Below are 26,953 nucleotides of genomic sequence, written 5' to 3' on the forward strand. Positions count from 1 at the left end.
TGATTTGAAATGGGAGTAGATAGGTGCTGGTGTGCCTGCCAGTCTTCAAAACTGTGTTGTCGTGCTAATACCACGATGGGTGAGTTCGATTCTCACATATTCCCGCCAGTTGATATTACAAGCTTTAGAAGGATTTATAAAATTCTTTTAAGGCTTTTTTCTTTTGAGGAATTTTAGACTTGACGACCATTTGACGACATGAGATTTTTATTTGAATATATCATTTAGTCTTTCTACAGCTTCTTTCTGGATGTTAGGCAATACGTGGGAATAGATATCTAATGTTATAGATACAGTAGAATGTCCTAATCTCTCACTTACTATTTTAGGGTTAACACCTTTTGATAATAACATGGTGGCATGAGTGTGCCTAAGATCATGAAATCTTATAATTGGATATCCCAATTTTTTAACACTGTTTCTAAACATATCAGATATATAATGGGGTCTATATGGCTGACCGTTATCCCAGGCACATACAAAGCCTTCATCATTATAACTAGTTTCATTTTTAAGCATATGTTTTATTTGAGATTTTCTATGAGTTTTTAAATCCTTAAATGTTAAATCCATCATTGCAATATTCCTTTTGGATTTAGCTGTTTTTGGAGATTTAAGCTCATAATTATTACCAACTCTTTGAAAGTTATGGGTTACTGAAATAAAATGCTCCTTGAAATTTACATTGTCCCATTTTAATGCTGCTATTTCACCTTCCCTCATTCCAGTAGTTAGTGCCAGCATAGCAGGAATATATAAATTAGTACCATATATATCTTTTAAAAAATTATTTAATGTATCAGTATCCCACACTTTAACTTCAAATTTATTTCGTTTTGGAGCTGTTACATAGTCAGTAGGATTATTATTTATCATTTGCCAATTGACTGCATGTTTTAAAGCTAGATGAAACATACGATGTATTTTAAGTACGGTGCCACTAGATAGATTTGTTTCGAGATTTTTATACATGTTCTGTATATGAATTGGTTTTAATTTTGATAATTCCATTCCTCCAATATGGCTTGCTATGTTTTTACTAAATTCTTTATACCTTTCATAAGTTGAAGCTTCAATATTGGATTTGTAAATGTTTATCCAATGGTCTAAAAATTCTCTAATATTCATATTAGATGCTTCAAAATAATCGCCATTTTCTACTTTAACTAATATTTTATTCATAGATGCTTCGCAATCTTTTTTAGTTTTAAAACCTCCCTTACTTTTACGCCTTCTTTTTCCTGTTATAGGATCAGGTTCGAGATTAATTGTATATTCCCATAATGAACCTCTTTTACGTATACTACCCCTCATTTTTAAATTATCCTCCTTTGTTACAAACAAATGTTCTTGTAAAATTAAAAAATATATAGTACCTACATGCGTACCACCTCCCTTAATACTTCTTAAAAATTGTTAAACTTGGTTCAAAGCATACTATATAAGTATCTATTTCAAAATATATACCATACTTTTCTTTATAATAATCAACAGATTTTTGCAAAAAGTTTTCTGTAACATTTAAATATTGTGATATTTCGTATCTACCATGAACACCAGCATTAAAAGCATTTATTAAATCTACTATACCTACAAGTTTTTCATAGCCCCAACGTCTCGCCCTTTTTTCCTGCTTAATATTTCTCACGTCCCTATTATCAAGGATATTACCAGAAGACGTTTTAGCATGTCCAACTTCTTCAATTAAAGTACATTTTTTTTCAGCTGTAGTTTTTATTTTAGAATTTATAGCAACTGTATTACCTAGATAATATCCTTTAGATTTACCCTTAAAATTCATTTCAACTACTTCAATACCTTCTTTTTCAACTTCGTTAATTAAGTCAGTGTATTCCATATGTCATCTCCTCGGCTAAAAATTATTTTTGCTTTTTCTTTGATAACACATACTTTATAAAATTTTCTATATCTTCCTTATCATCTTCTGTAAATTCTTCACCTTCAAAATGAGCAGCAATTGTGTTTATCCCACTATCTTTAACTAATTTATTTATTTTATCTATAGGTTTTTCTTTTGAATTGTTATCTGTCTTTAAGAATTCATCAGCTGAAATACCAAGTGCATTAGCTAATGATTTTAATGTTTCTATACTTGGATTACGTCTGCCATTTTCTATATCAGATATAAAGGATACTGAAATACCGCTTTTTTTAGATAGTTCCTTTAAAGTTAAATTATTTGTATTTCTAAGTTCTCTCAATTTAGCAGATAATTTCATATTACTAACCTCCTGTTAGATTATGTATTTATTATATTATTTTACGCTTTTAGTGTAAACATTGACTGTAAGCGTAAAACAGCGAAATAATTAGATATACGCTGATAGAGTAAGAATACCTTTATTAATCTTAAGTTTTAGGCTTAAAGCGGAATATTTGAAATTTGATGTTACGCTGTATGCGTACTATAATTTACTCATGAAGCGTAAATAAAATAAAAAAACGAGGTGATAAAATGGACGAATTAATTAAAGAACAATTTAAGGATGCAGTAATAAGTGCTAGAAAAATTAAAAATATATCTCAAACAGAATTAGCTGAAGCTATAGGCAAGAGTACATCACTTGTTTGTGATATAGAAAAAGGAAGAAAAAAACCTAGTATGCCAGTTATGGTTTCTATAGCTAAGGTATTAAACATTTCATTGGATGATACTTTTTTAGAATAAGATTACGCTATATGAGTAAAATGCAACCATTCTAAAAGTTTCAGAAAGACAGCTCTTGTATAACATAAATTAAGTGCAATGCTTAATAAAAAAAAGAAAGATGGTGAGGATTTATAAAATTGAGTGACATAAAGATGGAAGATATTGAAACAAAGGAGGGGTAGAAATTTAATCAATAGTTTTAACAGTAAGCCTATTTAAAAGGAGGTTAAGAAAACAGTGAAGGCCTATAAACTTAGCGAAGTAGCTAACATCTTACAAGTTACAACTAGAACAGTTACTAATGAAATTAATAGAAATAAACTTAAATGTTTTTATGTTGGTTCTGACAGAAGAGTAAGTGAACAGCAGCTTTGTGAGTATATGAAAATTGTAAAAAATGATTATAAGACCGAGGAAGAAGTAATACTGGAAAAAGAAAACAATCAGTTAAAAGAACAGCTTAAAACAGCTCAATTAAAGTTATTAAAAATAAGTCAAGTATTTTTGGAGGATACACATATTAAGCAAAATGAAAATGAAAAATTAATGGTTAGTAGCAGGTGATATTAAATGATTAAAATAATTTCAGAAAAAGAAGCAGGCAAGGTAATTGATACTAGAAAACCTATAGGTCAGTTTTTAGTATTGGACAAGGGAGGATTTACAGCTATAGACAATCAGACAGGAGACGCCTGGACAGAAGGTTTTAAGGATTTAAAGGATTGCCTGGCATATTTAAACGGAGCTGATTTAGAAGATTGTTTAGAAGATTGTTTGGAGGTGAATTAAATATGGTAAAAAGCAAAATATATCCGAGTTATACTAACAACTATTATTACAATGAGGGTGATGATTTTATAAAACTAGTTAGGACTAAAAGTGCTTATGGTGGGGCATCTATTTATAAACATAGTATAACTTTTGATACACCTGATGAAGTAGCAAAGTATTTTGAGGAAGAGTGTGGAGCATAGAAAGGAGGAAGAAAAATGTTTAAAGCTGAGAGTGTAAAAGGATTTAGTAAGCTGAATGATGCAGACAAGAAACTTTTTAGATGGTTTTGTGAGAAGTTCTACAAGGTATGGGAACATCCAGAAGACCACGCACCAGTAAAAATAGAAAAATCTAAAGGATATTTAAAAGTAACTTTAAGTGATGGTGATTGGCTGCATATCTTAAAAGATGGAAGTTGGTATTAAAGGAAAGGGGTGAAAAAGTTGAATGAGAATTGGTACGCCTTAATAATAGCAAGCCAATTTCCGGTTACTGTAGAGCAGGCATTTCAGATTTTAGATAGAGGAAAGAGGATTATTGGTAGAAAGAAAAAGCATGTAAAGCTAACAGTCAAGGATCTAATGGAAATGGAAAGATTAAGGAATCAAGGTTTCACATATAGATCTATTGGTGAAATATTTGGAATGAGTATGAACGCCACATTTAGGAGGTTAAAAGCTTTTAGAAAGAAGGTGAAAGCATGATAAAACAATTATTTGAGAATGGAGGCATTGAAGTAACAGACCAGGAGTTTAAAGAAATTTTAAAAATGACTACAGATGATATAAGAGAAAACCGCATTAAATTTGGTAAGAGGACAAACTTAAATGAAGTATCTCATATAGCTCTAAGAGCTTATAAGGTAATAAAGAGGGTGGTAGTAAGTTGATTTATTGTAAGGTTGGCAGATGTCCGAGAGATTTAAAAGAAGCTTTATGTTGTATTTATTGTACAAAAAATAAAAATTGTCCTAATGCTTGTAAGAGTACAAATAGTGCCTGCAATCTTAGTTTTGAAGTAAAAAAAGAAAGCCCTTATCAAAAGGACTAAAATAAAAAATTTGCTAGTTCAATCTTAATATAGGATTGAAAATAAGTCAATGGGGGTAGAGGAATGTTTAAAAAACTATTTAAGTTTTGGAAATATAGGCTTGAGATTAAATTGAATAAAATTCCTGAACAAAAGAAAGTTGAATTTTTAGCTAATAAGCTTGTTAAAGAGCTTAATTTTAAGATAGATCCAAGTTGTCAGATGATATGCGTATGGATACATGATAAAAATAGGCTAGATATTGAAACAGATAGCCAAACGATTAATTGTAAGTATACAGGTAAATAAGGGGAGGTAGAGAGGATGAAATTGCAAATAAACAAAATTACAATCAAAGGATTTAAGGGTTATTTAAAAGAAGTAGAGTTTCCACTAGGATATAGAACTGAGATAACTGGAGACAATGGACTTGGAAAATCAAGTATAGGTGATGCAATAGTTTGGTGCATGACAGGTTGTGATATAAGTGGAAATGAAAAGGCTACTACCAAACTTGTAAATGATAAAAAACCCAAGTTAACTGAGGTTATGATGGAATTTGAATTAGATGGTCAAGCACAAACATTGACAAGAAGAAAGAAAGGTTCTAGCATCGAGATTTATTGGAATGAAGATAAGGTAAGTAATAATGATTTAACAAGGGATTTATATAAGAATAAAGATATTTTTTTAAGCATATTTAATCCTTATTATTTTCCAGAGTTAGCACCTAAAAATGCAAAGAGTTTATTAAGCAGCATATTAAAACCTATAGACAAGGAAGAGATATTTAAAGAACTTGGAGACTTTTTAAAAGAGAAATTAGTAAAAAATAAATTTAAGGTACCTGAAACATTTTTAAGTGATAAAAGGGGAGAACTGAAAGAGCAGGAAGAAAATATTATATTCTGTGAAGGTGTTGTTGAAGGATCCAAGCCTATAGAAATTCCAGAAAAGAAAGTATTTGATGATAAGGAATTAAATAGTTTTAAATCAAAAATAGAGACTATAAAAATATTGCCTGAAGATCCTAAGATAAAAGATTTTGAAAAAGAAAAACAAAATTTAGAAGTTGAATTATCATTAGGATTTCAGGGAACCCAAACAACAGATATATCTATTATGAAAGCTCAAAAAGACTCACTATTAAAACAATATAAAGATATTAAAGTAAAGATAGACAACTTAGGTAAAAATATAGTGAAATGTGGTAAGTGCGGTAATGAAATAGATATTAATGAAACTATAAGAAAAAGTTTAAGTATCAATTTAGAAAAAGTACTTCAGGAAGGTAAATTTAAAAAGGCTGAGATAAATAGGATTTCAAGTGAAAATCAAAAAATTACAGAGAAGAACAGTCAAGCATCTGCAAAATGGAAAACTTTAATTGGTAAGCAGCTTGAGGTTATAGATAAAAAAATAGAAGAATTGAGAAATAAAACAAATGAAATTAACAAAGAGAATGAAGAAAAATTGCGAGTAATGAGAGATAGATTGTCAGAACTTAAAGAAGAAGAAACGCAAGTTTTAATTCATAATGCAAATATAGATTCTCTGCTAAAGCAGAATGAAAAGATTGAGCATGATGTAGAACAATCTAAAAAAGAGATTGAAAATTCTAAACTTAAGATAGCAGAATTAAAAGTTGTTATAGATGCAGGTAAACAATACAACTCTATAAAGTTAAAAAAACAGTCTGAAATGATAGGTAAATATTTAGATAAGGTCAAGCTCCAATTTGAGAAATTAAACAAAGATGGCGAACTTAAGGATGATTTTAAAATTCTTTATGAAGGTAGAGAATTCAATAAGTTATCTAATGCAGAAAAGATTAAAGCAGGTCTTGAAATGAGTAATTTTATAGCCAATATGCTAGATTTACATTTCCCAGTATTCGTTGATAATGCTGAAAGTATTACACAAATACAAGAATTAAATACACAAATGCTAATAGCTAGAGTTGTTGAAAATAAAAAATTAGAGGTGGAGGTACTTAAATAATGCAAGGATTAAATAATGATGAAGTTCAAGCAATGACAAGGGTTGAATATGAGGTTAATGGCAGCAAGGTAAAATTAACATCTTCTATAGTAAAGAAATATTTAGTATCAGGAGATCCAACAAAAGTTACAAATGAAGAAGTAGGGGTTTTCCTTCAATTATGTAAAGGACAGAAATTAAATCCGTTTTTAAGAGAAGCATACCTTGTCAAATATGGTAATAAGCCAGCTACTATGATAGTTGGAAAAGATACATTTACAAAACGAGAATCAAGGAATCCAGATAGTGAAGGTCATGAAGCCGGAATAATAGTAATAAACCTAAAAAAAGAAATTGAACGAAGAAGTGGAACATTTTATCTTAAAGGTCAGGAAAAATTAGTTGGTGGTTGGGCCAAAGCTTATAGAAAAAATAAAAAATTTCCTACTGAAATTACTGTCACTCTTGATGAATATATAGGTACTAAATCAGATGGGTCCACTAATTCAAATTGGACCAAAAGACCAGCCACAATGATAAGAAAAGTAGCTTTAGTACAAGCACTTAGAGAAGCATATCCAGAAGATTTTGAAGGATTATATGTAGCTGAAGAAATGAATATTGATGATAAGGACCTGAAAACAGATCCAGTAGATCCAGAGAAGGAACTTGAAAAAGAGAACGAAATACCAGACCCACCAAAGCCGGCTCAAAAAGAACAAAAGCAATATATTATGCAGCTTGGAGAACAAAAAGGATTAGTAGAAGGTGAAGGCAGAGAAGCAGATATAAGTAAGCTTGAAACATTTGCTAATGAACGGGGTGCAAGTCTTAGAAAACTAACCTATGACAGTGCAAATGAGCTATTAAAAGCTCTTGAAGAATATAAGCAGGTTATAGATGTTGAGCCAGTTGTGGAAGAGCAACCAGTTAAAGAAGTAGAGGAAAATACTGAAAATGATGATATAGATCCATTTTAGAGAGGAGTAAAAAATGAAATCGGAAGAAATTAAAAATAAAATAATTGAATTATTAAATAGTACAGAAAGAAAAGGCATGGATAGAGTCCTTAAATATTTGGAGAGCAGCGACTTCTTTGAAGCTCCTGCCTCCACTAAATATCATGGCAACTATGATGGTGGTTTGGCAGAACATAGTTTAAATGTTCACACATTATTTTCAGAAAAGAATAAACGATTTGATTTAGGATTGTCTGATGAAACAGTAATTATATCTTCACTATTACATGATTTTTGCAAAATTAATTTTTATAATAAGCAAACATGCTGGAGAAAGAATGACTCCAATAGGTGGGAAAGTTATCAAGGCTATAAAGTACAAGATGATTTTCCTATAGGACATGGTGAGAAATCAGTTATAATGCTCCAAAATTTTATAAGACTGACCAGAGAAGAAATATTTTTAATAAGGTGGCACATGGGAGCTTCAGAGCCTAAAGAAATGCAAATGAATTTAAATAATACGTACAGTATATTTCCGGCAGCAGTTGCACTTCATACGGCAGATATGGAGACAAGTTATTTACTAGAGGTACATTTAGAGCCTGGCGAAAGTTCAAAACAAATGTCATTTAAAGCTTAGAGGTGATTTTAATTGAATAGAGTTGTTTTAATGGGAAGATTAACCAAAGATCCTGACTTGCAGTTTTTACCCGGCAATGGTACAGCAGTAACAAAATTTACATTAGCAGTTGATAGAAGGTTTAAAAAAGAAGGACAGCAGGAAGCTGATTTTGTACCTATAGTGGTTTGGAATAAACAAGCTGAAAGTGCTGCCAATTATTTAACAAAAGGTAAATTAGCAGGAATTGCAGGAAGAATTCAAACAAGAAATTATGAAGCGAAAGATGGTACTAAAAGATATGTCACTGAAGTAGTTGCTGATGAAGTTCAATTCTTAGAATGGGGAGATAAGGCAAATAATAATTCAGGTCAAAATACTCAGCAAAGTAATAACGCTGAGTATGTAGAAGTTGAGGACGATGGGGACATACCGTTCTAAAAGAGGCCAGTTTAATGGACAGAAAAGAGATTTTAAAGAAATTATCTAAATATAGATTTGCACCTGGACATGGGCCTGATTACAAAAAAATGACAGATGAACAGTTGTTAGAGCAATTACATTTCTTTGAAAGATTGTTTGAAGATTATCTTAACGAAAAAGAAAACTAGGCAGGTGATTAAATGATTTATAAATTTACTAACAAGGAAATAACCGAAATATTAAACAATATAGTAATCTTAGTGGATTCAAGAGAACAGGTCAACCTCCATATATTAAGCTGGTTAAGCAAAAATAAAAAAGAATATAAAATACAAAAACTTGATTATGGTGATTATAGCTGTTATCTACCTTTAGGAAGTTTTGGAGGACAAACAAGAGATATTTATTTTACAGATGAATTGATAATAGAAAGAAAATTTTGCATTGATGAATTGGCAATGAATTTAAAAGATAAAAAAACTAATTTAAATGAAATAAAAAAGGAAACAATTGAGTTGTTAGGAGAAAAATATTTAACTAAAGTTCTTAAAACTGACTACAACAGGCTTAAATATGAATTTTCTAATATGAATAGACATGATATAGAGTTTTACATTTTTTTAGAAGATGAGAATTTTGATAAGAATATTAGATTAGGTAATTACAGGTCCCAATATAAATCTCATACTTTATATGCAAGACTTAAAGCTCTGGAAAGAGAATTTCATACAATAATAAGGCCTTATAGCAAAGAAGTTATAGCAAGTGAGATATACAACACTCTAAGGTACGGCGTAAGAAATATTTTAGTTCATAAAGGATTTATTGAGGAAAAGGAACTGGAAGTTAAAGCTCAATAATAATTAAATTTGTACTTTAGAAAAGAGGTGAGAAGGTGGAACTGCAAGACATTGACTTAAAAGAATTGATAGAAAGAGAAACAGGAGAACATTTTAATAGACAGGGGTACATAAAGTGCCCCTTCCATAATGAAAAAACACCTTCCCTATCTATTAAGTTTTTTCCAGATGCAAACAAATATAAATTTAAATGTTTTGGTTGTGGAGAAGTAGGGGATGCAATAGACTTTATAGAAAAAATTAAAAACATGACATATAACCAAGCCCGGGAGTATTTGGGGCTTACAGTTGAAAAAAGTGTTCAAGAACAGCAAGTTGAAAGGGTACAAGGCTTCATAGATTGGCAGATAAAAGAAAATAAGTGGAAGGATAAGCTTATAGGATTATTTCCTTTTACGAACGATAAGGGCGAAATCGCATATTTTAAAGCCAAGTTCAAGAACGATAAAGGCGAAAAGCGACTTTCTTACTATCATATTGAAGGCGACAATGTAATTAATAAACGTGGTTCTGAAGAGTTACCATATAACCTGTATAACGTCATAGAGGGAATTAAAAATGGAAAAGTAATAATTATATGTGAAGGCGAAAAAGATGTAAATAATCTTAACTCTGTACTTAAAAGAAGTGATTGTGTTGCTACCAGTGTTAAAAATGCAAAAGATTTGTCTATGTATGAAAATGCATACTTATACATTTGCGGTGATACGGGAGAAGCAGGAGAAATATACAAGTGGTCAATATATAAAAAGCTATTTCGTACAGCCAAGTCATTTAAATTTATAAATTTACCTGGAATAAAAAATCTAGGAGATAACAAAGATGTTACTGACTGGTTAGAAGTTGGCCACGATAAAAAAGATTTACTAAATGTTTTTGATAGATCCTTAGATTTAAAATCAGAATATGAACTTCAACAAAATAAAGGCGGTATATATAAAATAGCCTATAAAGGCAAGGGTGAAGATGCTGAAAAGTATAAAAAGTATTTAACTAATTTCAATTTAGTTGAAGCAACTAGAATAAGTTTTGAGGACGAGGATCAGGAAGGAGTTAAATTAGTTTTAAAATCTCCCACCGGTCATATTATAGAAAAAGTAGGAGTTTCAACGGTTTTTGATGATGTGAGGAGTTTTAGAAATTTCTTAGGAACGTTGGACCTGAGTTTTAAGGGCAGGGTTGAGGAATTAGTCGATTTAAAAGACTGGATAAATAAATATTTTGCTCTGGAATTAGAAGAAATCCACCAGGGAGTTAAATTCACCGATAAAAATGGAAACATTATTTTTATCACTAATGATGGAGCTATAGGAAATGGAAAAGTATTTAAAAATATAAAATCCAATGGAAAAGACAATGTAAACATAATGGAAATAGATCTTATAAATAAAGAAGAATTAAAAGAAATTAAAAAACACATTTTTAAGTTTGCTACTCCAGATAAAACAATTCCCATAATTGGAACTGTAATAAATGATTTAGCAGTTTATCAAAACCAACAGATAAAGCAAAAGCTACATCACTTATTAATTGTTGGAGAATCAGGAAGTGGAAAATCTACCATAATTGAAAATGTTATAATTCCAATTTTAAATTACCCTAAAAATGCTAAAGAGGCCATAGGTGCTGCAAGCCCTTTTGGAATGATAAAGGGATTAAGTCTAGGAAATTACCCTAAGATATATGATGAATTTAAACCTTCACGAATGGACAGGTATAAGATATTAAAAATATCTGATATTTTAAGAAATTTATATGATAGAGATACAGTTTCCAGGGGAAATAAATCTCTGAATGTAGAGTACTATCAATTAAATAGGCCTGTAATAATTGCAGGAGAAGAAAGCTATCCCAATCAAGAAAAAGCCTTAATTGAAAGAAGCTGCATAGTTTACTTAGGAAAAAGGGAAAGAACTGAAAAACATACCCAGGCTATGAAGTGGATCACGGAAAATGAAAGCATATTAAATAAATTTGGCAGGAGTTTAATTGATACTGTCTTGAATTTGAAGGTAGAAGAATATGCAGAAATCAGAAAAAGTATTATTCCGCTTATTAAGGGGTTGAAGGATAGACCTTCAAATACTGCAATAAATATATGCTGCGGCATTGAGATATTTAATATTCTACTTAAGAAAAATGATATAGCTCCAATAAGCAACTATGTAGATTATGTCATGGAAAACATAAAAACCGAGGTGCTGGAAAATGGAGTTGAGATATATTCAGCAGTGGAAAGTATGCTTAATTTATATAATGACTTGATAGAAGATGGCCGAGCTTATGAATATGAGAATGTTGTCAAATATAGAGGTGATGGCATATTTATAAAAACTACTGAAATGATAAATCAGATAAATGAGTATATAAATAAGGTTGGTAATACTGATGTAATTTCACTGGGAGTTAAGGACTTTAGAAAGCAAGCAATGAAGGCAGGATATTTAAATGGAGTATCAAATAAAGTCATAAAAGTTAATGATAAATCAGTAAAATTTGATACTTATAGCAAAGAAATGTTAAGAAAATTGAAAGTTAATTCTATTATTCCACCTGAGTTGGAAGATGTCACAGAAGTAGATAACATAATTCCGTTTAAATAAAATAGTAACCAAAAGGTAACCATTTGGGTAACCAATAGAAAACATTGCTAATAAAGGGTTTGAAGCTTGCTATTAGAATATTGCAAATACTAAAAGGTAACCTTTGGGTAACCTCTGCAAGCTAGTATTATCAAGGCTTTATATATATTATTATATAAAAGTTACTTAAAATATAAATATATATGTTCTATGTGAGGTTTACATACACACATATAAAACATACACACAGTATTTTTATAAAAAGGTAACCAATGAAAATATGTCTTAAAGTCTTGGTAATACTGGCGTTCCAAGGTTACTCAATAGGGTAACCAAAAAGGTAACCTGAGTATATAAAAACATTTACAGAGTTAGTTGTATCAATGGTTTAAATGTATTTTAAGTAAAATAAAAAAATAAGAGATTTTAGCATAAAAAAGTAGTACAAATAAGTCGTATGGAATTAATTACAAGTGATTTAAAACAATTAATTCAATTAAATGTAAATAAAATGAGGTGAGTTAAATTGGAAATTACTGATTTTTATAAAACAAAAATAAAGCAAATTGAAGTTGATATTTTAGATGCTGAGAATAGAAAAGATTTTAAGCAAGTAGCCAAGCTTCAGGCAGAAAAAGCAGAATGCGGAAAACGAATTAAAACATTAGAGTAAATTAAGGAGCTGATAAGATGGACAAATGTAATAAAAATTTGTTTAAAAAAACGGAAGCTACTTTATATAATTATAAAAATTTAGAAGTTAAAATAACAAACTTAGATATTGATATAGAATCTCTTAAAAATAACTATCAAGGTATAGCTCCTATAAGTTATAAGGAAAGGTCTCAATCAACAAATAAATTTAATTCGGTTGTAGAGAATGAAGTTATAAACAGAGAAGAAAACATAGGTGATTTAATAAAAGAATTAGAAAGAGACAAGAACTACAATATAAACTTAAAGAGAAAAATAGATAATGCTTTAAGAACATTGCCTGAAGAATCATTCAAATTAGTTAAACTTAGATATTTTAATGGTAAGCAAACATGGACTGCCATAGGTAGAAAACTAAATATGGATAAAGACTATTGCTGTAGAAAGAGATGTGAAATAATAGAGTCTTTAGGAAAGTTAATTTACAATTTTTAATCTGTCTTAGTACTGTTTTTTAACTGTTTTAAAACTGTAAGCTGACATTTTTATAGTTAAATATGGATGTAGAATAGTATCATAGAAAATATTTAGAAAGGCACTTAGATTAAGTTCTGAGTGTCTTATTTATGTTAAGTGTAAAGGAGGGTATGGTTTTATGTTTAATGTAGGGGAGCGTGTTTATGTCGATACATGGGATGTAAAAGGTTATGGCACTATGGTTTGCAATTCTCCAGGACTACATGTTCTAGTTGATGGATTTAAAAATCCTATGTATTTTCAGAATCATGAAGTTAAGAAAATTGAATAGCATAGAGCTAGTTCAATGGATTAATACACTTATAAGAAATAATAATATAAAAGCTTTTTATAATTCAGCACTATGGGAACATATAAGAGTTGAGGTATTAGAAGAACAGCATCATGAGTGTCAACTATGTAAAGTTAAAGGATTATATGTGCCAGCTAATACAGTGCATCATATTAAATTTTTACGTAAGTACCCACAATTAGCACTGACTAAAAGTAATTTATTAGTGGTATGTAAGGATTGTCATTATAATATACATCATAAGATTGTTCCAAGCCTTAAACCTCAGTTAAATATTGAGAGGTGGTAGAAGTACCCCCGGGTGAAAAAAATCAAAAAGTACTAGCCTGTGGGAGAACGGTATATAGGGACGACAAAACATCTGCCTCGCGCGTGTGAGGAAAAATGGCTGTAAAATAACAAAAATTTACAATAAAAGGAGGGATTAAAAACATGGCTGGTGCTAAGAAAATCAAGGAATCTTTAATAAAACAACTTAAAAATAAAGATGCAAATGTAGAGCATTTTTTAGGCTTAATTGATGATTATATTTGGTATTTTAATCAGGAAAAAGCTATGCAAAAGGATATTAAAATTCGTGGTAGAACCTATATTACTATGTCTGCATCTGGTAATGAATATGAAAAAGAAAATCCCTCCGTAAAAAATGCAGTTATGTACAACAAACAAAAGCTTGCTATTTTGAAACAATTAGAGCTGACAACTGATAATGTGGGCAGTGATGATGATGACGAGTTGTAAAAAACTTATACCAGAAATACAAAACTATATTGATTTAGTCCGTAGTGGCAAAATAGCAATATGTAAAGAACAGTTTCAGTTATGCGATTATGTTGAAAAATGTTTTGAAGAAGAAAATCTCTTTGTTGATGAAGAGTTGCTCCATAAATATTTAAGTTTACAAAAATACTTTCCATTTGAATTATATGAGTGGGAAGTATTTTGTTTTACTCTGCATAATTGTACTTATAGTAAACCTGGTATTTTAAGATGGCCGGACTTATTTATTTATGTTGGCAGGGGTTCTGGAAAGAATGGATATTTAAGTTTTGAGGATTTTTGCCTTATCAGTGAATATAACAAAATTAGAAATTATGATATTGATATTTGTGCCAATGCAGAGGATCAGGCCAAAACTTCATTTGATGATGTGTATGATGTATTAGAATCTAATGAAAAAAAGTTGAAAAAGCATTTTTACTGGAATAAAGAAGAAATATATAATTTAAAAACAAAATCCAAGCTGAGATTTAGAACTTCCAACGCTAAAACAAAAGATGGTGGCAGGCCTGGAAAAGTGGATTTTGATGAATACCACCAGTATGAGGATTATAAATCTATACAAGTTTTTAAAACTGGTTTAGGGAAAAAGAAGAATCCTAGAACTACAATAACTACAACTGATGGAGATGTTAGAGGTGGACCACTCGACAATATAAAAACAAGGTCAAAAAGAATATTGAATGAACAGGGTGGAGATAATGGTATGCTTCCTTTTATTTGTAAGCTGGACAATGAGAAAGAAGTAGACAATAAAAAAATGTGGGATAAAGCTAATCCTACTCTGAATTACAATGAAGAACTTTTTAGGGAAATAGAAAAGGAATATATAGATTATAAAGAAGATCCTATTAGCAACAGTGCTTTTATGACTAAAAGAATGAATATTCCTAAAGGCAATAAGGATGTTGAAGTTACTTCATGGGAAAATATTTTGGCAACTAATCAGGAAATTCCGGATTTATCAGGATGCACCTGTATTGCAGGAATAGATTATGCTAAAACTACTGATTTCGTATGTGCTGGTTTGCTATTTAAATATAAAGGGAAATATTATTGGTTATCGCATACTTGGGTATGCAGAAATTGCAATGATTTAGCAAGGATTAAACCACCTTTGGAAGAATGGGAAGACATTGGTTTATTAACTTTTGTGGATGCTGTAGAAATATCTCCAGACATTCCAGCTAATTGGTTGGCCAAGCAAGGACAGAAATATAATATAACTACTTTAGGAATGGATAATTATAGATATACTTTATTAGCAAAAGCATTGAGAACTGTGGGATTTGATACAGATAAAAAAGGCATTAATAATATAAAACTTATTAGGCCTAGCGATCAAATGCTTATATATCCAACAATTAATAGTCTATTCACTAATCATAATGTTGTTTGGGGAGATAATCCTTTAATGAGGTGGTATACAAATAATACTTGCCGAAAAGCAGAAGCTCACGATAATTTTAGTTTTGGTAAGATAGAACCTAAGTCGAGGAAAACAGATGGGTTTATGGCTTTTATAGCTGCTATGTGTGCTGGTGGAGTTGAACTTGAAGATAGCGGAGAAGAGATCGACTTTGATATTGGAGTTTATACGTATTAAAAGAATGAATAAGGCTTTTTCATTTTGACTAGAAGGGAGGTGGGGAATTGAAACTTTGGGATTGGGTTAAGGGTTTTTTTGGTCAGGATAAAGACACAGTTTATGTCAATGATAAGGCTATAGAAAATCAAGAAACTCAACTTGATGTAAAAATGTTTGCAACCTCCTTAGCTATAAGTTTTATCGCAAATACAATAAGTAAATGTGAGTTTAAAACATATTTAAATGGCAAAGAGGTTAAAGGTGATGAATATTATCTTTGGAATGTTGAACCTAATGTAAATCAAAATGCACCTGAATTTATAGCAGGATTTATAACAAATCTCCTATTCAATGGTGAAGCATTGGCAGTTGAAGTTAATGGACAACTGATTAATGCAGATAGTTTTAGCCAGCAGGAATATGCAGTAGTGCCAAATTCATTTACTAATGTTACAAGCGGTACTATGAATTTTAATAAAACCTTTTACATGAGTGATGTTCTGTATTTGAAGATGGATAATCCTGATATGCAGAAATTATTGATTAACTTACTTGATGATTATACAAATATAATCAATGTGTCCATAGGAAAATATAAGCGCAGCGGTGGAAGAAAAGGTATAGCAAAAATAGACAAAGCACCTTCCGGAGATACAGAGTATAAAAAGAAAATTGACGATTTATTTCAAAATAAATTTAAAAATTACTTTGAAGCAGAAAATGCAGTTGTAAATTTACCTAAAGGCGTTGAATATGAAGAAAATGCTGGAGATACAACGAAGAAATCAACAAGTGACGTTATTGATATTGAATCATTAGTAAAAGAGGCTTTCCAAAGAGCAGCACAAGCTTTAAAAATACCGCCAAGTTTGCTTTTAGGAGATATAGCGAATGATGATGGCCTTGTAGATGATTTTTTAACATTTTGTATAGATCCATTATGTAATATGCTGCAGAAAGAAATTAATAGAAAAAGATATGGTAAAAAAGCATTTCTAGCTGGAAGCTATTTAAGTATAGATACTACATGCATTAAGCACATAGACGTATTTGAAATAGCTGAAAAAATAGACAAGCTTATAGCAAGTGGTATGTATGGTATTGATGAATTAAGGACTAAAGCAAAGGATACTATGTTAAATACGGATTGGAGTGGTAAGCATTGGATTACAAAGAACTATCAAGAAATAGATAATTTGGAGGGAGGTGAGAGTAGTGGCTAAACCAATTTTTTTAATAAAACAGGCAGCAGAGCCAAATACACTAGAACTGTACATTTATGATTATGTACAGGGTGATAGCGTAGACTGGTGGACTGGAGAAACAATACAAAGTGAGACATCTGCCAATTATATAAAAGAGCAGCTTGAACAGGCAGGTGATAACATAACTAACATCAATATTTATATAAACAGTTATGGCGGTGAAGTGAAAGAAGGATTAGGAATTTATAATATTTTAAAGAGGCATCCGGCGCAAAAGACTGTTTATGTTGATGGATTTGCGTGTTCTATAGCTTCTGTAATTGCAATGGCGGGAGATAAAGTTATTATGGGTCCAAATACTTTAATGATGATACATCATGCAGCTATGGGCATGTTTGGAAATGCTGATGAACTTAGAAAAGCGGCAAATGATGTTGATGTAATAGACAAGGCAAGTTGTTCAAGTTATCTTACAAAGGCTGGTGATAAGTTAGATGAAGCAACGTTAAATCAACTTTTAGATGCTCAAACCTGGCTTAATGCTGAACAATGTGTCCAATATGGACTTGCTGATGAAATAGCAGGGAAGGAAGATACTCAAATAACAGCAGCACAACAGAGGTTTGAACAATCTTTGAAGGAACAGATTACACAAACGCAAAATAAGATTGAGGTACCAAAGCAATTTACAAAACAGAAGACTAATGCCGAAAAAATGATGGCAATATTTAAAAAGAAAATGGAGGAAAAATAATATGGCAATGAAAAGTAAAGATCTAATACAACAGGAATTAAAACAAAATTTGGCGGATGCATTTAAATCCGAAGACCCAGATGCTATAACACAAGCTTTTACTGATTTTGCAGAAACTGTACAGCAAAATGTACTTGAAGAATATAACATGTATCAAAAAACACAGGATTCCAATATTTTAGCTAAAAGAGGAATCCACCAGTTAACTTCTATAGAACAAAAATATTATGATAAATTAATTAATGCTATGAAATCTTCAAATCCAAAGCAGGCTATAGCTGATATTGATGTAGCTTTTCCTGAGACAATAATTGATAATATTTTAAATGATATAACAACAGCACATCCATTGTTGGATCAAATAACTTTTACTAATACCACTATACTTACTAAAATGCTTGTAAATAAACAGGGTTCTCAATTAGCGGCATGGGGTGCTTTAAATTCTAAAATTACTAAAGAACTTGAAGGTGCTATAGGAAAAATAGATCTTACGATTTGTAAATTAACTGCTTATATGCCTGTATCTAAAGATATGCTTAATGTTGGACCATCATGGGTAGATGCCTATGTAAGAGGAACATTAAGTGAAGCTATAGCTCTTGCACTTGAGACTGCTATTATAGATGGTACTGGCAAGGATGAACCTATAGGAATGAATAGGTCTGTAGCAGATGATGTAACAGTAACAGGGGGAGTATATCCAAAAAAAACTGCGAAGGTAATAACAGCATTTGATCCAGTTTCATATGGAGCTATTTTGGGACAGCTTTCTAAAGCGCCTAATGATAAGACAAGGCCAATTGCAAATGTGATTTTAGTTGTTAATCCATCTGATTATTTTACTAAGATTTTTCCAGCAACAACGGTAAGAGCTGCAGATGGAACTTACAGCCATGATGTATTTCCATTCCCTACTACTGTTATACAATCTCCAGCAGTTGCTGCCAATGAGGCTGTTATGGGAATAGCAAATAAATATTTTATGGGATTAGGTTCTGGTGAAAGGGGTGGAAAAATAGAGTTCTCAGATGAATTTAGGTTTTTGGATGATGAAAGAGTTTATTTGACCAGAATGTATGGAAATGGTAGGGCGTTAGATGATAATGCTTTTATACTTTTGGATATAAGTGGTATAAAACCTGCTACATTAGAAGTAACAGTTAAAGAAGTTGAAGGAACTGTAACTACTAAAGCGTCAGCTTAATGAGGTGATTTAAATGTTAGATACAATGACACCAGACGAGCAGTTATTACTAGATGTTAAAGCTTACTTACATGTCACGTGGAAAGATGAAAATACAGATAAGAATATAACTGGATATATAAATAGAGGAAAGACATATTTGCAGGATAAAGCAGGTGTGCCTTCTTTAGATTTTATAACAGAAGATTTGCCAAGACAGTTACTTTTTGATTACTGCAGGTATGCAAATAGTCAGGCTCTTGAAATGTTTGAAAAGAATTTTTTATCAGAGTTAATAAGTCTGCACTTAAAATATCAGGCTGCAGCAATGGAGAGTGAAGAAAATCATGAAAATTAAAAGAAATAATATTGAATTTATTTCTTTCTCTGATGGAATATGTGACATTTATACAGAGGATGAAGAAGGCAACAAACTTTATAAATATAAAAAATTAGGTTTTACTAATAGGGTTTTAGGGTATAATCGAGCTTTTGCCGCAAAAGCAGTACAGGTGCAAACCAATGCAGTTATTAGAATACCACAAGTAATCGGTATTGATATACATGATACTGTAGAAGTTGCTGATATTGGTAAATATGATATTGAATTGGCGCAAGTTATATTTACAACAAACCCACCAAGTATTGACTTGACACTTAGACAAGTAGAAATGTTTGAGGTTAAATCATGAGTAGTGTAAAGGTTGATGAAATGGCTGATTTAATAGCTGAATATATGAGCAATTATACTGAAGAAGTAACGCAAGGTATTAAAAAATCCGTTGATACTGTATCAAAAGAGGTAAATGAAGAAATAAAAAATCATATTACATTTAAACAGCATACAGGTAAATATGTAAAAGCTTTTAGAATTAAAAAGATATATGAAGATGGATATAAGAAAGTTAATACATGGTATGTTGGAAATGGCCAGTATAGGTTAACGCATTTATTAGAGAATGGTCATGCTCTTCATCAAGGCGGCAGAGCAAAAGCATACCCGCATATAAAGTATGGAGAAGAACTTGCTAAAAAGCGGATGGTAGAATTAGCAAAGGAGGCGGTAGAAAATGCTGGACATTAAGAATTGGTTTCAAACAACAGAGCTAAAAGTTGCAAATGAGCTTTTTTTAAAACCTCCACCATTACCTTATATTGTTTTTACAGAGAGTGGAGATGTAGGTGGTGCAGATGAAAAAAATTGTATAGCTAATAGAGCTATAAGTATTGAACTATATTCAGAGCGCATAGACTATGTTTCTGAAAGTAAAATTGAAGCTTTATTAAACGAAAAAGCAATAAGCTATAAAAAAGATCGTACATGGATTGATAGTGAAAAATTCTTTCAAACTGTGTACGATTTTGATTTATTAGAAAAATTTTAGGAGGTAATATAGATGTCAACAGCAGACGAGAAAATTGTTTTAGGCAGTGGAAAATTATATACAATGTTATTCAATGATACAATACCAGATGATAAAACTATTGAAACTAATGAAAATTTATTAGGACTTATTTCTGGTGGTGCAGATCTAGAGTATAAACCAAAGTTCTATGAAGTAGAAGATGATTTGGGAATTATACGAAAAAGTATTTTAACAGAGGAAACCGTAACACTTAAGAGTGGCGTACTTACATGGAATGGAAAGACACTTGCAAGATTATGTTCTACTGCAAGGGTATCCGAAGACAAACAGAAAGGAAAAAGGACTGTTAAAATAGGTGGGTTGGCAAATTATGATGGAAAGTTATATGTAATTAGATTTGTACATGAAGATAAAGCTGATGGTAATATTCGTGTAACTATAGTTGGAAATAACCAAGCTGGATTTGGTTTTAAATTTACAAAGGGAAAGGAAACTGTAGTAGATGCAGAATTCCAGGCAGCTCCTATGGATGATGAAGGTACAAAAATTATATATGAAGAAGACATTCCGCAGGTAACAGAGAATACAATAGGAGCTTTGAATGTTGTATCTACGGCAGGATCAACAACTGGTAAAACAAAAATAGCTGTAACTCCAACACTATCAGATGGAAACAGCTATATGTATAAAATAGCAGCGAATACTTCAATACCTAAGTTAAATGATGTTTGTAACACAACAGCAGGTTACACAGCTTGGAATGGAACTGATGAGATTACAGCGGTATCAGGAAATGACATATTAATAGTTGAAGTTGATAGTTCATTTAAAGCTGTTAATGCCGGAAAAGCAACTGTAACTTCAAAAACAGTATAGGAGGGATATAAATGTTTGATTTAAACAAAATAAGTAAAAGATACTTTGATATAAAAGTGCGTAATGTAAGACTGCAGCTTGAAGCACCAACAAAGAAAATGCTTAATAAAGTAGTTTCTTTGTCCGGTGTTAAAGACATAGAGGCACCTGATACTTTATATGAAGCTGTGAATATGATCCTGAATAAAAATAAAACTCACTATAAGGTGACAAAAGAGTTTACTGACGGATTAGATATAGATGAAATAATTGTAATTTTATCTGAATATTTTAATTGGATAAAAAACACTAAGAATTCCCCAAACTAAAGATCCCTTATTACCCGGAGGACAAGGATGATGATAAGGGCCACTATGAAGTTAATACTATTGAAGAAAAAGTTGTATGTGAATACAGTGGATATACTTTTAAAGAATTAGAAGAATTAAATGTGTTTGAGTATTGGCTGTTGTTGCGTGATGCAGTTATTTATAACTATAAACAAACTAAAGAAGGCAGAGAGTATCTAGAAAATTGCTGGAGAATAGAGCAGACTGAACCTGATAGGAAGAGTTTAAGAGAAAAGATGAAAGAAAACTGATATGTAATTATTGGTTTCCTTTTTTATTTTAGAGGAAAGGAGGTAGATAAATGGCAGGTAATTTAAAAGGAATTACCGTAGAAATTGGTGGTGATACTGGACCATTAGACAAAGCTTTAAAAAGTGTAAATAGTACTACTAGAAATTTACAAAGTGAGTTAAAACAAGTTGAGAGAGCTTTAAAGTTTAATCCATCTAGTACAGAATTATTAGCACAAAAGCAAAAGATACTAAGTGAACAAATAGAAAATACAAAAAATAAGCTTGAAACTTTAAAAGCGGCACAAAAACAAGTAGATGAACAGTTTGCAAATGGCAAGATTGGTGAGGATAAGTATAGAGCTTTCCAAAGGGAAGTTGAAACAACTGAAAATAAATTAAAAAATTTGCAAAAACAAGCCATTGACACAAGTCCGGCATTGCAATCATTAGGAGTAAAGGCTGGAGAAGTTGGAGAAAAGTTAAATTCAGCTGGAGAAAAAATGGCTGGTGTTGGTTCTAGTATGTCCGGAAAAGTAACAGCCCCAATAGTAGGCGGATTAGCATTAGCCAGTAAAGCTGCAACAGATTTTGACCACCAGATGGCTGATATTAAAAAAGAAATAGTAGCTACTGGAATGCCTATTACTCAGGTTAATTCTTTGATGGCTAATATGTCAAGTTCATCCTTGAAATGGTCGGAAGACTTTGGCCAAAGTACAGATGTTATAAATGCAGGATTGCTTACTCTTGTCAAAGATGGATATTCAGGTTCAGAGGCCATGGATATAATGAAAACTTCTTTATACACAGCACGTGGAGCCAATGAAGATTTGGCAACAGTTGTTGATGGTTTAGGTGGATCATTAGAAGCCTATGGCATGAAAACTAATAATGCTGCCCAAACAACACAGAATATGGCACATATGGCTGATAGTTTTGCTTATGTAAGTAACCATACAAAAGCTAGTGTTACCAGTTTAGGTGAAGCCTTTAGTATTTGTGGACAAACAGCAAGTTCATTAAAACAACCAATGGAAGTTACTGCGGCAGCTATAGGTGAATTGCAAAGTTCCAATATAGATGCATCTACAGCTGCAAACTCATTAAAAGCAGGTCTTGTTAATTTAACAAAACCTACAGATGATATGTCAAAAGCAATGGACAGAATGAAGTTAAAAGTTTTTGATGCAAAGGGCCAGATGAAAGACCTTCCTACGATACTTGATGATATGCAAAATGGTATGAAAGGTTGGACAGACCAAGAAAAGCAAGCAGCTATAGCAACTATATTTGGGAAAGAATCTCTTGCAAGTTGGAATGTACTTTTAAATAAAGGCGGAGACAATTTAAGAAGCCTTGCTAATGGTGCTAAAAACTCAACTGGAGAAGTTAAAAAGCTGTCTGACAGCATGAAAAATACTAATGCAAATAAATTGAAGGAAATGAAAGAATCTGCACATGCATTGGCGGTAGCTTTTGGTCAGGATCTAATGCCTTCTTTAACTCCTGTAATTGAAAAAATAACATCCATGATTAAATCTTTTGCAAGTCTTGATGATGGTACTAAAAAAACAATTATTACATTGGGACTTATAGCTGCAGTTATAGGCCCGGTTTTAGTTATTATTGGTACGTTAATTGAAAAGATAGGCAGTATAGGTACTGGAATAAGTAAAACAATAACCGCATTTGGCAAACTTAAGACTAAAATAACTGAGCTTGGTGGACTTAAAAGCTTACTAGGAACATTGCTTAATCCGTGGGTATTAGGAATAGTTGCAGCAATAGCTATAGGAGTTTTATTGTATAAGAACTGGGACACCATAAAAGCCAAAGCTGGAGAACTAAAGACAGCTATAAGTACACACTTTAATAACATAAAAACAACTATAAGCAATGTATGGAACTCAGTTAAATCGACAACAGTGAATGTGTGGAATGGTATTAAATCTTCCCTAACATCTATCTGGAATAGTTTAAAAAGTGGAGCTGTAGAAATATTTAACAGTATTAAAACGGCTGTAGTAGGGATATGGAATGGAATTAAGACGGCTATAATAGCTGTAGTTACTCCTATTGTATCTAGTGTTTTGAGTTTATGGAACAGTATGAAAACAGGAATAATGACTATATTTGATGGCTTGTCACAGTTCTTTACTGGTATATGGGAAGCTATTAAGACAATATTCCTTGGAGCTGTACTGTTAATACTAGACTTAGTTACCGGAAATTTTACTAAATTATCTCAAGATGCTCAATTAATATGGAATGACTTACAAACTGCTTTCTCTAATATTTGGCAGGGTATACAGCAAGTATTTACTGGAGCCATAGAGGCAATATCTTCATTATTAAGTGCTGCTTGGCAGGGTATTAGTGCAACTGTAAGTGCCGTTTGGAATGGAATTCTAAGTTTCTTAAGTGGCCTTTGGTCAGGACTTGTAAGTTTAGCGGAAAGTACATGGAACACAATGAAAAGTGCTATATCAAGTATCGTTACAGCAACCAGTGCGACTATAAGAAGCATATGGAATGGAATTTTAAGTTTCTTTAGTAGTTTACCATCCACACTTGCTAGTTTAGGAAGTGCAATGTTTAATGCCATGAATAGTGCTATTTCCAGCACTTTATCTGCACTTTACGGAATTGTTCAAAGTGGTTTTAGTAGTGCCATAAGTTTTTTAACGTCCTTACCATCTCAATTTTATTCTTGGGGTGCTGATATGATACAAAGCTTGATAAATGGTATAGAATCTATGATTGGCGGTATTGAAAGCACTGTAAGTGGGGTAGCAAATACAATAAGAAGTTATCTTCATTTCTCAGTTCCTGATATTGGACCACTAAGTGATGCGGATACTTACGGCGGTGACTTCATGCAGTTATTGGCAGATACTATGGAAGAAAATTCAGACAAACCAACAGATGCTGTTAAAAAAGTAGCTGACCTTGTATCGCAACAGATAAAATCTATAAAAGATAAGCTTGCAAGTGAAACGAAAGATTTAAGCAATCAGTTATCTAATTTAAACCAGCAGGAGAGTGTTTCACTTAGAGGAGTTAAAGGCTCTTCACGATATTCTATTCAGGATGAATATACTGCAAAAAAGAAAACTATAAAAGATGAAATAGAACTCAGAAAAGAACAGGCTAAAAAGGAAATAGAGCAGATACAAAAAATAGGCAAAATGTCTAAAGAACAGATACAGCAGGAGCTTGAGGCTAAGAAAAAAGCAGTAAGTACTATTGATAAGCTTAATGATGTTCTTGAAAAGGCAATTGAAAGAAAATTAAAAGCTGAAAAAGAGGCTACATTAGAAAGTGTTAAGGTTAAGGTCAAGGAAGAAAAGCTTACAAAAGACCAGTTAAACAGTTTACTACAATATGTAAATACCTACTATGAAAAAAGATTAGATAAAGATGCCATACAGGCACAGGCAGAGCAATTAATAACTTCTAAAAATCAGGATGCTATTGTAAGCATTTTAAATAAATATGGAAATTTGTATGAAGATTCTGGAATGACATTAGGTGAAAGACTTACAAAAGGTGTTAAGAGCTGGACTGATTTAGTTCCTGGGATAGTTGGAAATGCCATGAAGAATGTACAGACAGAAGTAAAAACCGCAGCAGTAAATGTACAGGGCACATTAAGCAGCATAATGAAAGAAATAGCTAGTGTAGGAGCATCCGGAGCACAGCTTGCAGGTATGGAAACTGACAGTGTAGATATTTTTGCAGAATGGAAAAATTCTGGTATGGGAAGTATGGATGAGGATGAAGATCCAGCTAAAAAGGTGGAAGACAAGTATAAAAAGATTTTTGACGAGATAGATTTAGCAAATGTTAAGTTAGGTAAGGATACTTACAGTACCACAGAGGAATTGAAGAAACAGCAGGATACACTTGACTTGCGAAATAGAAAGCTTTCTGAAATGAGACAAGAATATAATGAACTTGTAGATAGTGTTGGCGAGGCTGACGATAGTGCAGTTTCACTGGAAAAAGATATAGCAAGTCTTACTGTAGAAATAGAAAATAATACTAAAAAATTGCAGCAGGATACTATAACAGATAAATACCAGCAGTCTCTTAACGGACTTGATTCTGATATTGAAAAGTTAAGCAAAACATGCAGTGATTTTAGCGAAGAGATAGACAGGCAGACTCAGGTATACACACTTAATTATTTAAAATTGTTAAGTATGAAGCAGGAGTATAAAGAACTTTGCGATTTGCTTGGAGAGGATTCAGATGCTGTTATTCAATTAGGCAAAGATATTAAAGACCTTCAAAATCAAATGGATGATGCCTCAGACAAAATTGAAAATGATACAATTACGGGAATAAATGATTTTACAAATAAGATAAAAGACGCTCTAAAGGAAAAATATACTCAAGAGGAAAAGCTTCAGGAAGATTCTATAAACACTCAAATATCTAATTTGGAAAAGTGGAAAACTGAATCTGAGAAAAACATTAATGCGGTATATGATGCCAAAATAAAAGCTTTGGAGTCGGAAAAAGAAGCAGAGGATAGGGTTGAAACAGATGCCAAAGAATTAAAAAATATTAATGATTTACAGGGAAATATTGACTATGAGCATAATGAATATAATAAAGAGCAGCTTCAAAAACAGCTGAGTAAAGCTAAAGCTGATAGAACTAAAAGGCTTCATGAGCAGGAAATAGCAGACCAGAAGGCAGCACTTGAACAGGAAAAGCAAAATCAACTTGATAACTTAAATACTTTGTATGAAGCTAATAAAACTGATTTAGAAAAAAAGCTGCAGGATACAAAAGACTTCTATGATAAAAAATTAGATTCAGTAAAATTAGAAGCAGAGGCTGAATGGATAGTTATGAATGATAGTCAAAAAGATATAGTTAGTTTATTAGAGTCTTATTCTCCTGACTATGAAAATGCAGGCAGAACACTTGGCCAAAAACTTTATGATGGTTTTGCTGAGAAAATAAGCGATATAGTAAAGATGATTAGTGGTATAACAGCACAAATAAATGATGCCAGAGATAGTGCTATACAAAAGGTAAAAGACACTATAATTTCTGATTCTGTAAGTATTATGGCTCCAGCATATAAAGGAGTACCCAGAAGAAGTTCTGATTCAGAAACTAAAACTGTAGTAAATAATAAAGTAAACATATCAAGTCCTGTAGCACAAACTCCAAGCCAACAGCGTACAGACATGGAAGCCACATTGCAAAGGCTTGCTTTTAAAATGTCATAAGAA

The 26,953-nt window shown here is 31.8% G+C and carries 36 protein-coding genes and 1 tRNA gene; 34 read left to right on the plus strand and 3 right to left on the minus strand.

Translation table 11 applies throughout. The features are described 5' to 3' along the window. The first annotated feature begins 11 nt into the window (after nucleotides 1-11). Nucleotides 12-108: transfer RNA gene (locus B5S50_RS14845), tRNA-Sec, on the plus strand. A 99-nt stretch (nucleotides 109-207) separates the two neighbouring features. Here the strand turns inward: B5S50_RS14845 and B5S50_RS14850 are convergent. From B5S50_RS14850 to B5S50_RS14860, 3 genes are all read right to left on the minus strand, one after another. Next, a complete protein-coding gene (locus tag B5S50_RS14850) occupies nucleotides 208-1,314 on the minus strand; it encodes a site-specific integrase (protein ID WP_217302191.1) in 1,107 nt (368 codons plus the stop codon). A gap of 82 nt (nucleotides 1,315-1,396) precedes the next feature. Next, nucleotides 1,397-1,858, minus strand: a complete 462-nt coding sequence (locus B5S50_RS14855) for an ImmA/IrrE family metallo-endopeptidase (RefSeq protein ID WP_217302192.1) — start codon at nucleotides 1,856-1,858, stop codon at nucleotides 1,397-1,399. Nucleotides 1,859-1,880: 22 nt separating this feature from the next. Then, complete coding sequence (locus B5S50_RS14860) at nucleotides 1,881-2,240, minus strand: helix-turn-helix domain-containing protein (protein WP_217302193.1); 360 nt, start codon at nucleotides 2,238-2,240, stop codon at nucleotides 1,881-1,883. Between the two features lie 236 nt (nucleotides 2,241-2,476). On the opposite strand from B5S50_RS14860, the gene B5S50_RS14865 reads away from it, so the two are divergent. From B5S50_RS14865 to B5S50_RS15025, 33 genes are all read left to right on the plus strand, one after another. After that, nucleotides 2,477-2,689 carry a helix-turn-helix transcriptional regulator gene (locus B5S50_RS14865; RefSeq protein ID WP_217302194.1) on the plus strand — a complete coding sequence of 71 codons (213 nt, stop codon included), beginning with the start codon at nucleotides 2,477-2,479 and terminating at the stop codon, nucleotides 2,687-2,689. Nucleotides 2,690-2,908: 219 nt separating this feature from the next. Further along, nucleotides 2,909-3,235 (plus strand): helix-turn-helix domain-containing protein, encoded by a 327-nt coding sequence (locus B5S50_RS14870; protein WP_217302195.1) that lies wholly within the window; start codon nucleotides 2,909-2,911, stop codon nucleotides 3,233-3,235. 6 nt (nucleotides 3,236-3,241) lie between these two features. Then, nucleotides 3,242-3,460 (plus strand): hypothetical protein, encoded by a 219-nt coding sequence (locus B5S50_RS14875; RefSeq protein WP_217302196.1) that lies wholly within the window; start codon nucleotides 3,242-3,244, stop codon nucleotides 3,458-3,460. Between the two features lie 2 nt (nucleotides 3,461-3,462). Next, nucleotides 3,463-3,645: a hypothetical protein gene (locus B5S50_RS14880; protein ID WP_217302197.1), complete on the plus strand. Its 183-nt coding sequence runs from the start codon at nucleotides 3,463-3,465 to the stop codon at nucleotides 3,643-3,645. A 15-nt stretch (nucleotides 3,646-3,660) separates the two neighbouring features. Next, complete coding sequence (locus B5S50_RS14885) at nucleotides 3,661-3,870, plus strand: hypothetical protein (RefSeq protein ID WP_217302198.1); 210 nt, start codon at nucleotides 3,661-3,663, stop codon at nucleotides 3,868-3,870. A gap of 9 nt (nucleotides 3,871-3,879) precedes the next feature. After that, nucleotides 3,880-4,149, plus strand: coding sequence for a hypothetical protein (locus B5S50_RS14890; RefSeq protein WP_254306603.1), 270 nt, complete (start codon nucleotides 3,880-3,882; stop codon nucleotides 4,147-4,149). Further along, on the plus strand, nucleotides 4,146-4,334 hold the full coding sequence (locus tag B5S50_RS14895; protein WP_217302200.1) for a hypothetical protein: 189 nt from the start codon (nucleotides 4,146-4,148) through the stop codon (nucleotides 4,332-4,334). Before B5S50_RS14890 ends, B5S50_RS14895 begins: the two co-directional genes overlap by 4 nt. Continuing rightward, complete coding sequence (locus tag B5S50_RS14900; RefSeq protein ID WP_217302201.1) at nucleotides 4,331-4,495, plus strand: hypothetical protein; 165 nt, start codon at nucleotides 4,331-4,333, stop codon at nucleotides 4,493-4,495. Before B5S50_RS14895 ends, B5S50_RS14900 begins: the two co-directional genes overlap by 4 nt. A 63-nt stretch (nucleotides 4,496-4,558) precedes the next feature. After that, nucleotides 4,559-4,783, plus strand: coding sequence for a hypothetical protein (locus B5S50_RS14905; protein WP_217302202.1), 225 nt, complete (start codon nucleotides 4,559-4,561; stop codon nucleotides 4,781-4,783). Nucleotides 4,784-4,798: 15 nt separating this feature from the next. Beyond that, nucleotides 4,799-6,475, plus strand: coding sequence for an AAA family ATPase (locus B5S50_RS14910; RefSeq protein WP_217302203.1), 1,677 nt, complete (start codon nucleotides 4,799-4,801; stop codon nucleotides 6,473-6,475). Then, entirely contained in the window at nucleotides 6,475-7,434 is a 960-nt protein-coding gene (bet, locus tag B5S50_RS14915; RefSeq protein WP_217302204.1) for a phage recombination protein Bet, read from the plus strand. Before B5S50_RS14910 ends, bet begins: the two co-directional genes overlap by 1 nt. A gap of 13 nt (nucleotides 7,435-7,447) precedes the next feature. After that, on the plus strand, nucleotides 7,448-8,056 hold the full coding sequence (locus tag B5S50_RS14920) for a metal-dependent phosphohydrolase (protein WP_217302205.1): 609 nt from the start codon (nucleotides 7,448-7,450) through the stop codon (nucleotides 8,054-8,056). Nucleotides 8,057-8,068: 12 nt separating this feature from the next. Next, complete coding sequence (locus B5S50_RS14925) at nucleotides 8,069-8,476, plus strand: single-stranded DNA-binding protein (RefSeq protein WP_217302206.1); 408 nt, start codon at nucleotides 8,069-8,071, stop codon at nucleotides 8,474-8,476. Nucleotides 8,477-8,490: 14 nt separating this feature from the next. After that, the gene (locus B5S50_RS14930; protein ID WP_217302207.1) at nucleotides 8,491-8,646 is read left to right on the plus strand and encodes a hypothetical protein; all 156 of its coding nucleotides are present in this window, start codon (nucleotides 8,491-8,493) and stop codon (nucleotides 8,644-8,646) included. A gap of 12 nt (nucleotides 8,647-8,658) precedes the next feature. Beyond that, nucleotides 8,659-9,318, plus strand: a complete 660-nt coding sequence (locus B5S50_RS14935) for an ERCC4-type nuclease (RefSeq protein WP_217302208.1) — start codon at nucleotides 8,659-8,661, stop codon at nucleotides 9,316-9,318. Between the two features lie 35 nt (nucleotides 9,319-9,353). Next, entirely contained in the window at nucleotides 9,354-11,921 is a 2,568-nt protein-coding gene (locus tag B5S50_RS14940; RefSeq protein ID WP_217302209.1) for a CHC2 zinc finger domain-containing protein, read from the plus strand. A gap of 505 nt (nucleotides 11,922-12,426) precedes the next feature. Then, entirely contained in the window at nucleotides 12,427-12,573 is a 147-nt protein-coding gene (locus B5S50_RS14945) for a hypothetical protein (protein ID WP_217302210.1), read from the plus strand. Between the two features lie 17 nt (nucleotides 12,574-12,590). Next, entirely contained in the window at nucleotides 12,591-13,049 is a 459-nt protein-coding gene (locus tag B5S50_RS14950; RefSeq protein ID WP_217302211.1) for a hypothetical protein, read from the plus strand. Nucleotides 13,050-13,209: 160 nt separating this feature from the next. After that, entirely contained in the window at nucleotides 13,210-13,362 is a 153-nt protein-coding gene (locus B5S50_RS14955) for a hypothetical protein (RefSeq protein WP_217302212.1), read from the plus strand. After that, the gene (locus tag B5S50_RS14960) at nucleotides 13,355-13,672 is read left to right on the plus strand and encodes an HNH endonuclease (RefSeq protein WP_217302213.1); all 318 of its coding nucleotides are present in this window, start codon (nucleotides 13,355-13,357) and stop codon (nucleotides 13,670-13,672) included. Before B5S50_RS14955 ends, B5S50_RS14960 begins: the two co-directional genes overlap by 8 nt. A gap of 143 nt (nucleotides 13,673-13,815) precedes the next feature. Beyond that, nucleotides 13,816-14,124: a P27 family phage terminase small subunit gene (locus B5S50_RS14965; RefSeq protein ID WP_217302214.1), complete on the plus strand. Its 309-nt coding sequence runs from the start codon at nucleotides 13,816-13,818 to the stop codon at nucleotides 14,122-14,124. Then, nucleotides 14,105-15,769 carry a terminase TerL endonuclease subunit gene (locus B5S50_RS14970; RefSeq protein ID WP_254306604.1) on the plus strand — a complete coding sequence of 555 codons (1,665 nt, stop codon included), beginning with the start codon at nucleotides 14,105-14,107 and terminating at the stop codon, nucleotides 15,767-15,769. Before B5S50_RS14965 ends, B5S50_RS14970 begins: the two co-directional genes overlap by 20 nt. A 47-nt stretch (nucleotides 15,770-15,816) precedes the next feature. Continuing rightward, a complete protein-coding gene (locus B5S50_RS14975; protein WP_217302215.1) occupies nucleotides 15,817-16,974 on the plus strand; it encodes a phage portal protein in 1,158 nt (385 codons plus the stop codon). Next, nucleotides 16,967-17,710: a head maturation protease, ClpP-related gene (locus B5S50_RS14980; protein WP_217302216.1), complete on the plus strand. Its 744-nt coding sequence runs from the start codon at nucleotides 16,967-16,969 to the stop codon at nucleotides 17,708-17,710. The genes B5S50_RS14975 and B5S50_RS14980 overlap by 8 nt, the downstream gene beginning before the upstream one ends. A gap of 1 nt (nucleotide 17,711) precedes the next feature. After that, nucleotides 17,712-18,917, plus strand: a complete 1,206-nt coding sequence (locus B5S50_RS14985; protein WP_254306605.1) for a phage major capsid protein — start codon at nucleotides 17,712-17,714, stop codon at nucleotides 18,915-18,917. 13 nt (nucleotides 18,918-18,930) lie between these two features. Next, on the plus strand, nucleotides 18,931-19,254 hold the full coding sequence (locus tag B5S50_RS14990; protein ID WP_254306606.1) for a hypothetical protein: 324 nt from the start codon (nucleotides 18,931-18,933) through the stop codon (nucleotides 19,252-19,254). After that, nucleotides 19,244-19,588 (plus strand): hypothetical protein, encoded by a 345-nt coding sequence (locus tag B5S50_RS14995; RefSeq protein ID WP_217302217.1) that lies wholly within the window; start codon nucleotides 19,244-19,246, stop codon nucleotides 19,586-19,588. Before B5S50_RS14990 ends, B5S50_RS14995 begins: the two co-directional genes overlap by 11 nt. Continuing rightward, the gene (locus tag B5S50_RS15000; protein WP_217302218.1) at nucleotides 19,585-19,980 is read left to right on the plus strand and encodes a hypothetical protein; all 396 of its coding nucleotides are present in this window, start codon (nucleotides 19,585-19,587) and stop codon (nucleotides 19,978-19,980) included. Before B5S50_RS14995 ends, B5S50_RS15000 begins: the two co-directional genes overlap by 4 nt. Further along, nucleotides 19,967-20,281 (plus strand): hypothetical protein, encoded by a 315-nt coding sequence (locus tag B5S50_RS15005; protein WP_217302219.1) that lies wholly within the window; start codon nucleotides 19,967-19,969, stop codon nucleotides 20,279-20,281. The genes B5S50_RS15000 and B5S50_RS15005 overlap by 14 nt, the downstream gene beginning before the upstream one ends. A 12-nt stretch (nucleotides 20,282-20,293) precedes the next feature. Further along, nucleotides 20,294-21,139, plus strand: a complete 846-nt coding sequence (locus B5S50_RS15010; protein WP_217302220.1) for a hypothetical protein — start codon at nucleotides 20,294-20,296, stop codon at nucleotides 21,137-21,139. Between the two features lie 11 nt (nucleotides 21,140-21,150). After that, nucleotides 21,151-21,447, plus strand: a complete 297-nt coding sequence (locus B5S50_RS15015) for a hypothetical protein (protein WP_217302221.1) — start codon at nucleotides 21,151-21,153, stop codon at nucleotides 21,445-21,447. Nucleotides 21,448-21,569: 122 nt separating this feature from the next. Next, nucleotides 21,570-21,719 carry a hypothetical protein gene (locus B5S50_RS21655; RefSeq protein WP_254306607.1) on the plus strand — a complete coding sequence of 50 codons (150 nt, stop codon included), beginning with the start codon at nucleotides 21,570-21,572 and terminating at the stop codon, nucleotides 21,717-21,719. Between the two features lie 50 nt (nucleotides 21,720-21,769). Further along, entirely contained in the window at nucleotides 21,770-26,950 is a 5,181-nt protein-coding gene (locus B5S50_RS15025) for a phage tail tape measure protein (protein ID WP_217302222.1), read from the plus strand. Nucleotides 26,951-26,953 lie beyond the last annotated feature (3 nt).

The sequence above is a fragment of the Clostridium sp. 001 genome, assembly GCF_019056555.1.
GTDB lineage: Bacteria > Bacillota > Clostridia > Clostridiales > Clostridiaceae > Clostridium_B > Clostridium_B ragsdalei.

Excerpts from the sequence above, each read along its gene's own strand:
- B5S50_RS15015 (WP_217302221.1), top strand. The coding sequence starts at position 21,151 with ATGTTTGATTTAAACAAAATAAGTAAAAGATACTTTGATATAAAAGTG.
- B5S50_RS14935 (WP_217302208.1), top strand. The coding sequence starts at position 8,659 with ATGATTTATAAATTTACTAACAAGGAAATAACCGAAATATTAAACAAT.
- B5S50_RS14860 (WP_217302193.1), bottom strand. The coding sequence starts at position 2,240 with ATGAAATTATCTGCTAAATTGAGAGAACTTAGAAATACAAATAATTTA.
- B5S50_RS14850 (WP_217302191.1), bottom strand. The coding sequence starts at position 1,314 with ATGAGGGGTAGTATACGTAAAAGAGGTTCATTATGGGAATATACAATT.
- B5S50_RS14855 (WP_217302192.1), bottom strand. The coding sequence starts at position 1,858 with ATGGAATACACTGACTTAATTAACGAAGTTGAAAAAGAAGGTATTGAA.
- B5S50_RS15000 (WP_217302218.1), top strand. The coding sequence starts at position 19,585 with ATGAGTAGTGTAAAGGTTGATGAAATGGCTGATTTAATAGCTGAATAT.
- B5S50_RS14880 (WP_217302197.1), top strand. The coding sequence starts at position 3,463 with ATGGTAAAAAGCAAAATATATCCGAGTTATACTAACAACTATTATTAC.
- B5S50_RS14875 (WP_217302196.1), top strand. The coding sequence starts at position 3,242 with ATGATTAAAATAATTTCAGAAAAAGAAGCAGGCAAGGTAATTGATACT.
- B5S50_RS14950 (WP_217302211.1), top strand. The coding sequence starts at position 12,591 with ATGGACAAATGTAATAAAAATTTGTTTAAAAAAACGGAAGCTACTTTA.
- B5S50_RS15010 (WP_217302220.1), top strand. The coding sequence starts at position 20,294 with ATGTCAACAGCAGACGAGAAAATTGTTTTAGGCAGTGGAAAATTATAT.
- B5S50_RS15025 (WP_217302222.1), top strand. The coding sequence starts at position 21,770 with ATGGCAGGTAATTTAAAAGGAATTACCGTAGAAATTGGTGGTGATACT.
- B5S50_RS14885 (WP_217302198.1), top strand. The coding sequence starts at position 3,661 with ATGTTTAAAGCTGAGAGTGTAAAAGGATTTAGTAAGCTGAATGATGCA.
- B5S50_RS15005 (WP_217302219.1), top strand. The coding sequence starts at position 19,967 with ATGCTGGACATTAAGAATTGGTTTCAAACAACAGAGCTAAAAGTTGCA.
- bet (WP_217302204.1), top strand. The coding sequence starts at position 6,475 with ATGCAAGGATTAAATAATGATGAAGTTCAAGCAATGACAAGGGTTGAA.
- B5S50_RS14905 (WP_217302202.1), top strand. The coding sequence starts at position 4,559 with ATGTTTAAAAAACTATTTAAGTTTTGGAAATATAGGCTTGAGATTAAA.
- B5S50_RS14910 (WP_217302203.1), top strand. The coding sequence starts at position 4,799 with ATGAAATTGCAAATAAACAAAATTACAATCAAAGGATTTAAGGGTTAT.
- B5S50_RS14990 (WP_254306606.1), top strand. The coding sequence starts at position 18,931 with ATGTTAGATACAATGACACCAGACGAGCAGTTATTACTAGATGTTAAA.
- B5S50_RS14995 (WP_217302217.1), top strand. The coding sequence starts at position 19,244 with ATGAAAATTAAAAGAAATAATATTGAATTTATTTCTTTCTCTGATGGA.
- B5S50_RS14955 (WP_217302212.1), top strand. The coding sequence starts at position 13,210 with ATGTTTAATGTAGGGGAGCGTGTTTATGTCGATACATGGGATGTAAAA.
- B5S50_RS14895 (WP_217302200.1), top strand. The coding sequence starts at position 4,146 with ATGATAAAACAATTATTTGAGAATGGAGGCATTGAAGTAACAGACCAG.
- B5S50_RS14985 (WP_254306605.1), top strand. The coding sequence starts at position 17,712 with ATGGCAATGAAAAGTAAAGATCTAATACAACAGGAATTAAAACAAAAT.
- B5S50_RS14965 (WP_217302214.1), top strand. The coding sequence starts at position 13,816 with ATGGCTGGTGCTAAGAAAATCAAGGAATCTTTAATAAAACAACTTAAA.
- B5S50_RS14970 (WP_254306604.1), top strand. The coding sequence starts at position 14,105 with ATGATGATGACGAGTTGTAAAAAACTTATACCAGAAATACAAAACTAT.
- B5S50_RS14865 (WP_217302194.1), top strand. The coding sequence starts at position 2,477 with ATGGACGAATTAATTAAAGAACAATTTAAGGATGCAGTAATAAGTGCT.
- B5S50_RS14930 (WP_217302207.1), top strand. The coding sequence starts at position 8,491 with ATGGACAGAAAAGAGATTTTAAAGAAATTATCTAAATATAGATTTGCA.
- B5S50_RS14920 (WP_217302205.1), top strand. The coding sequence starts at position 7,448 with ATGAAATCGGAAGAAATTAAAAATAAAATAATTGAATTATTAAATAGT.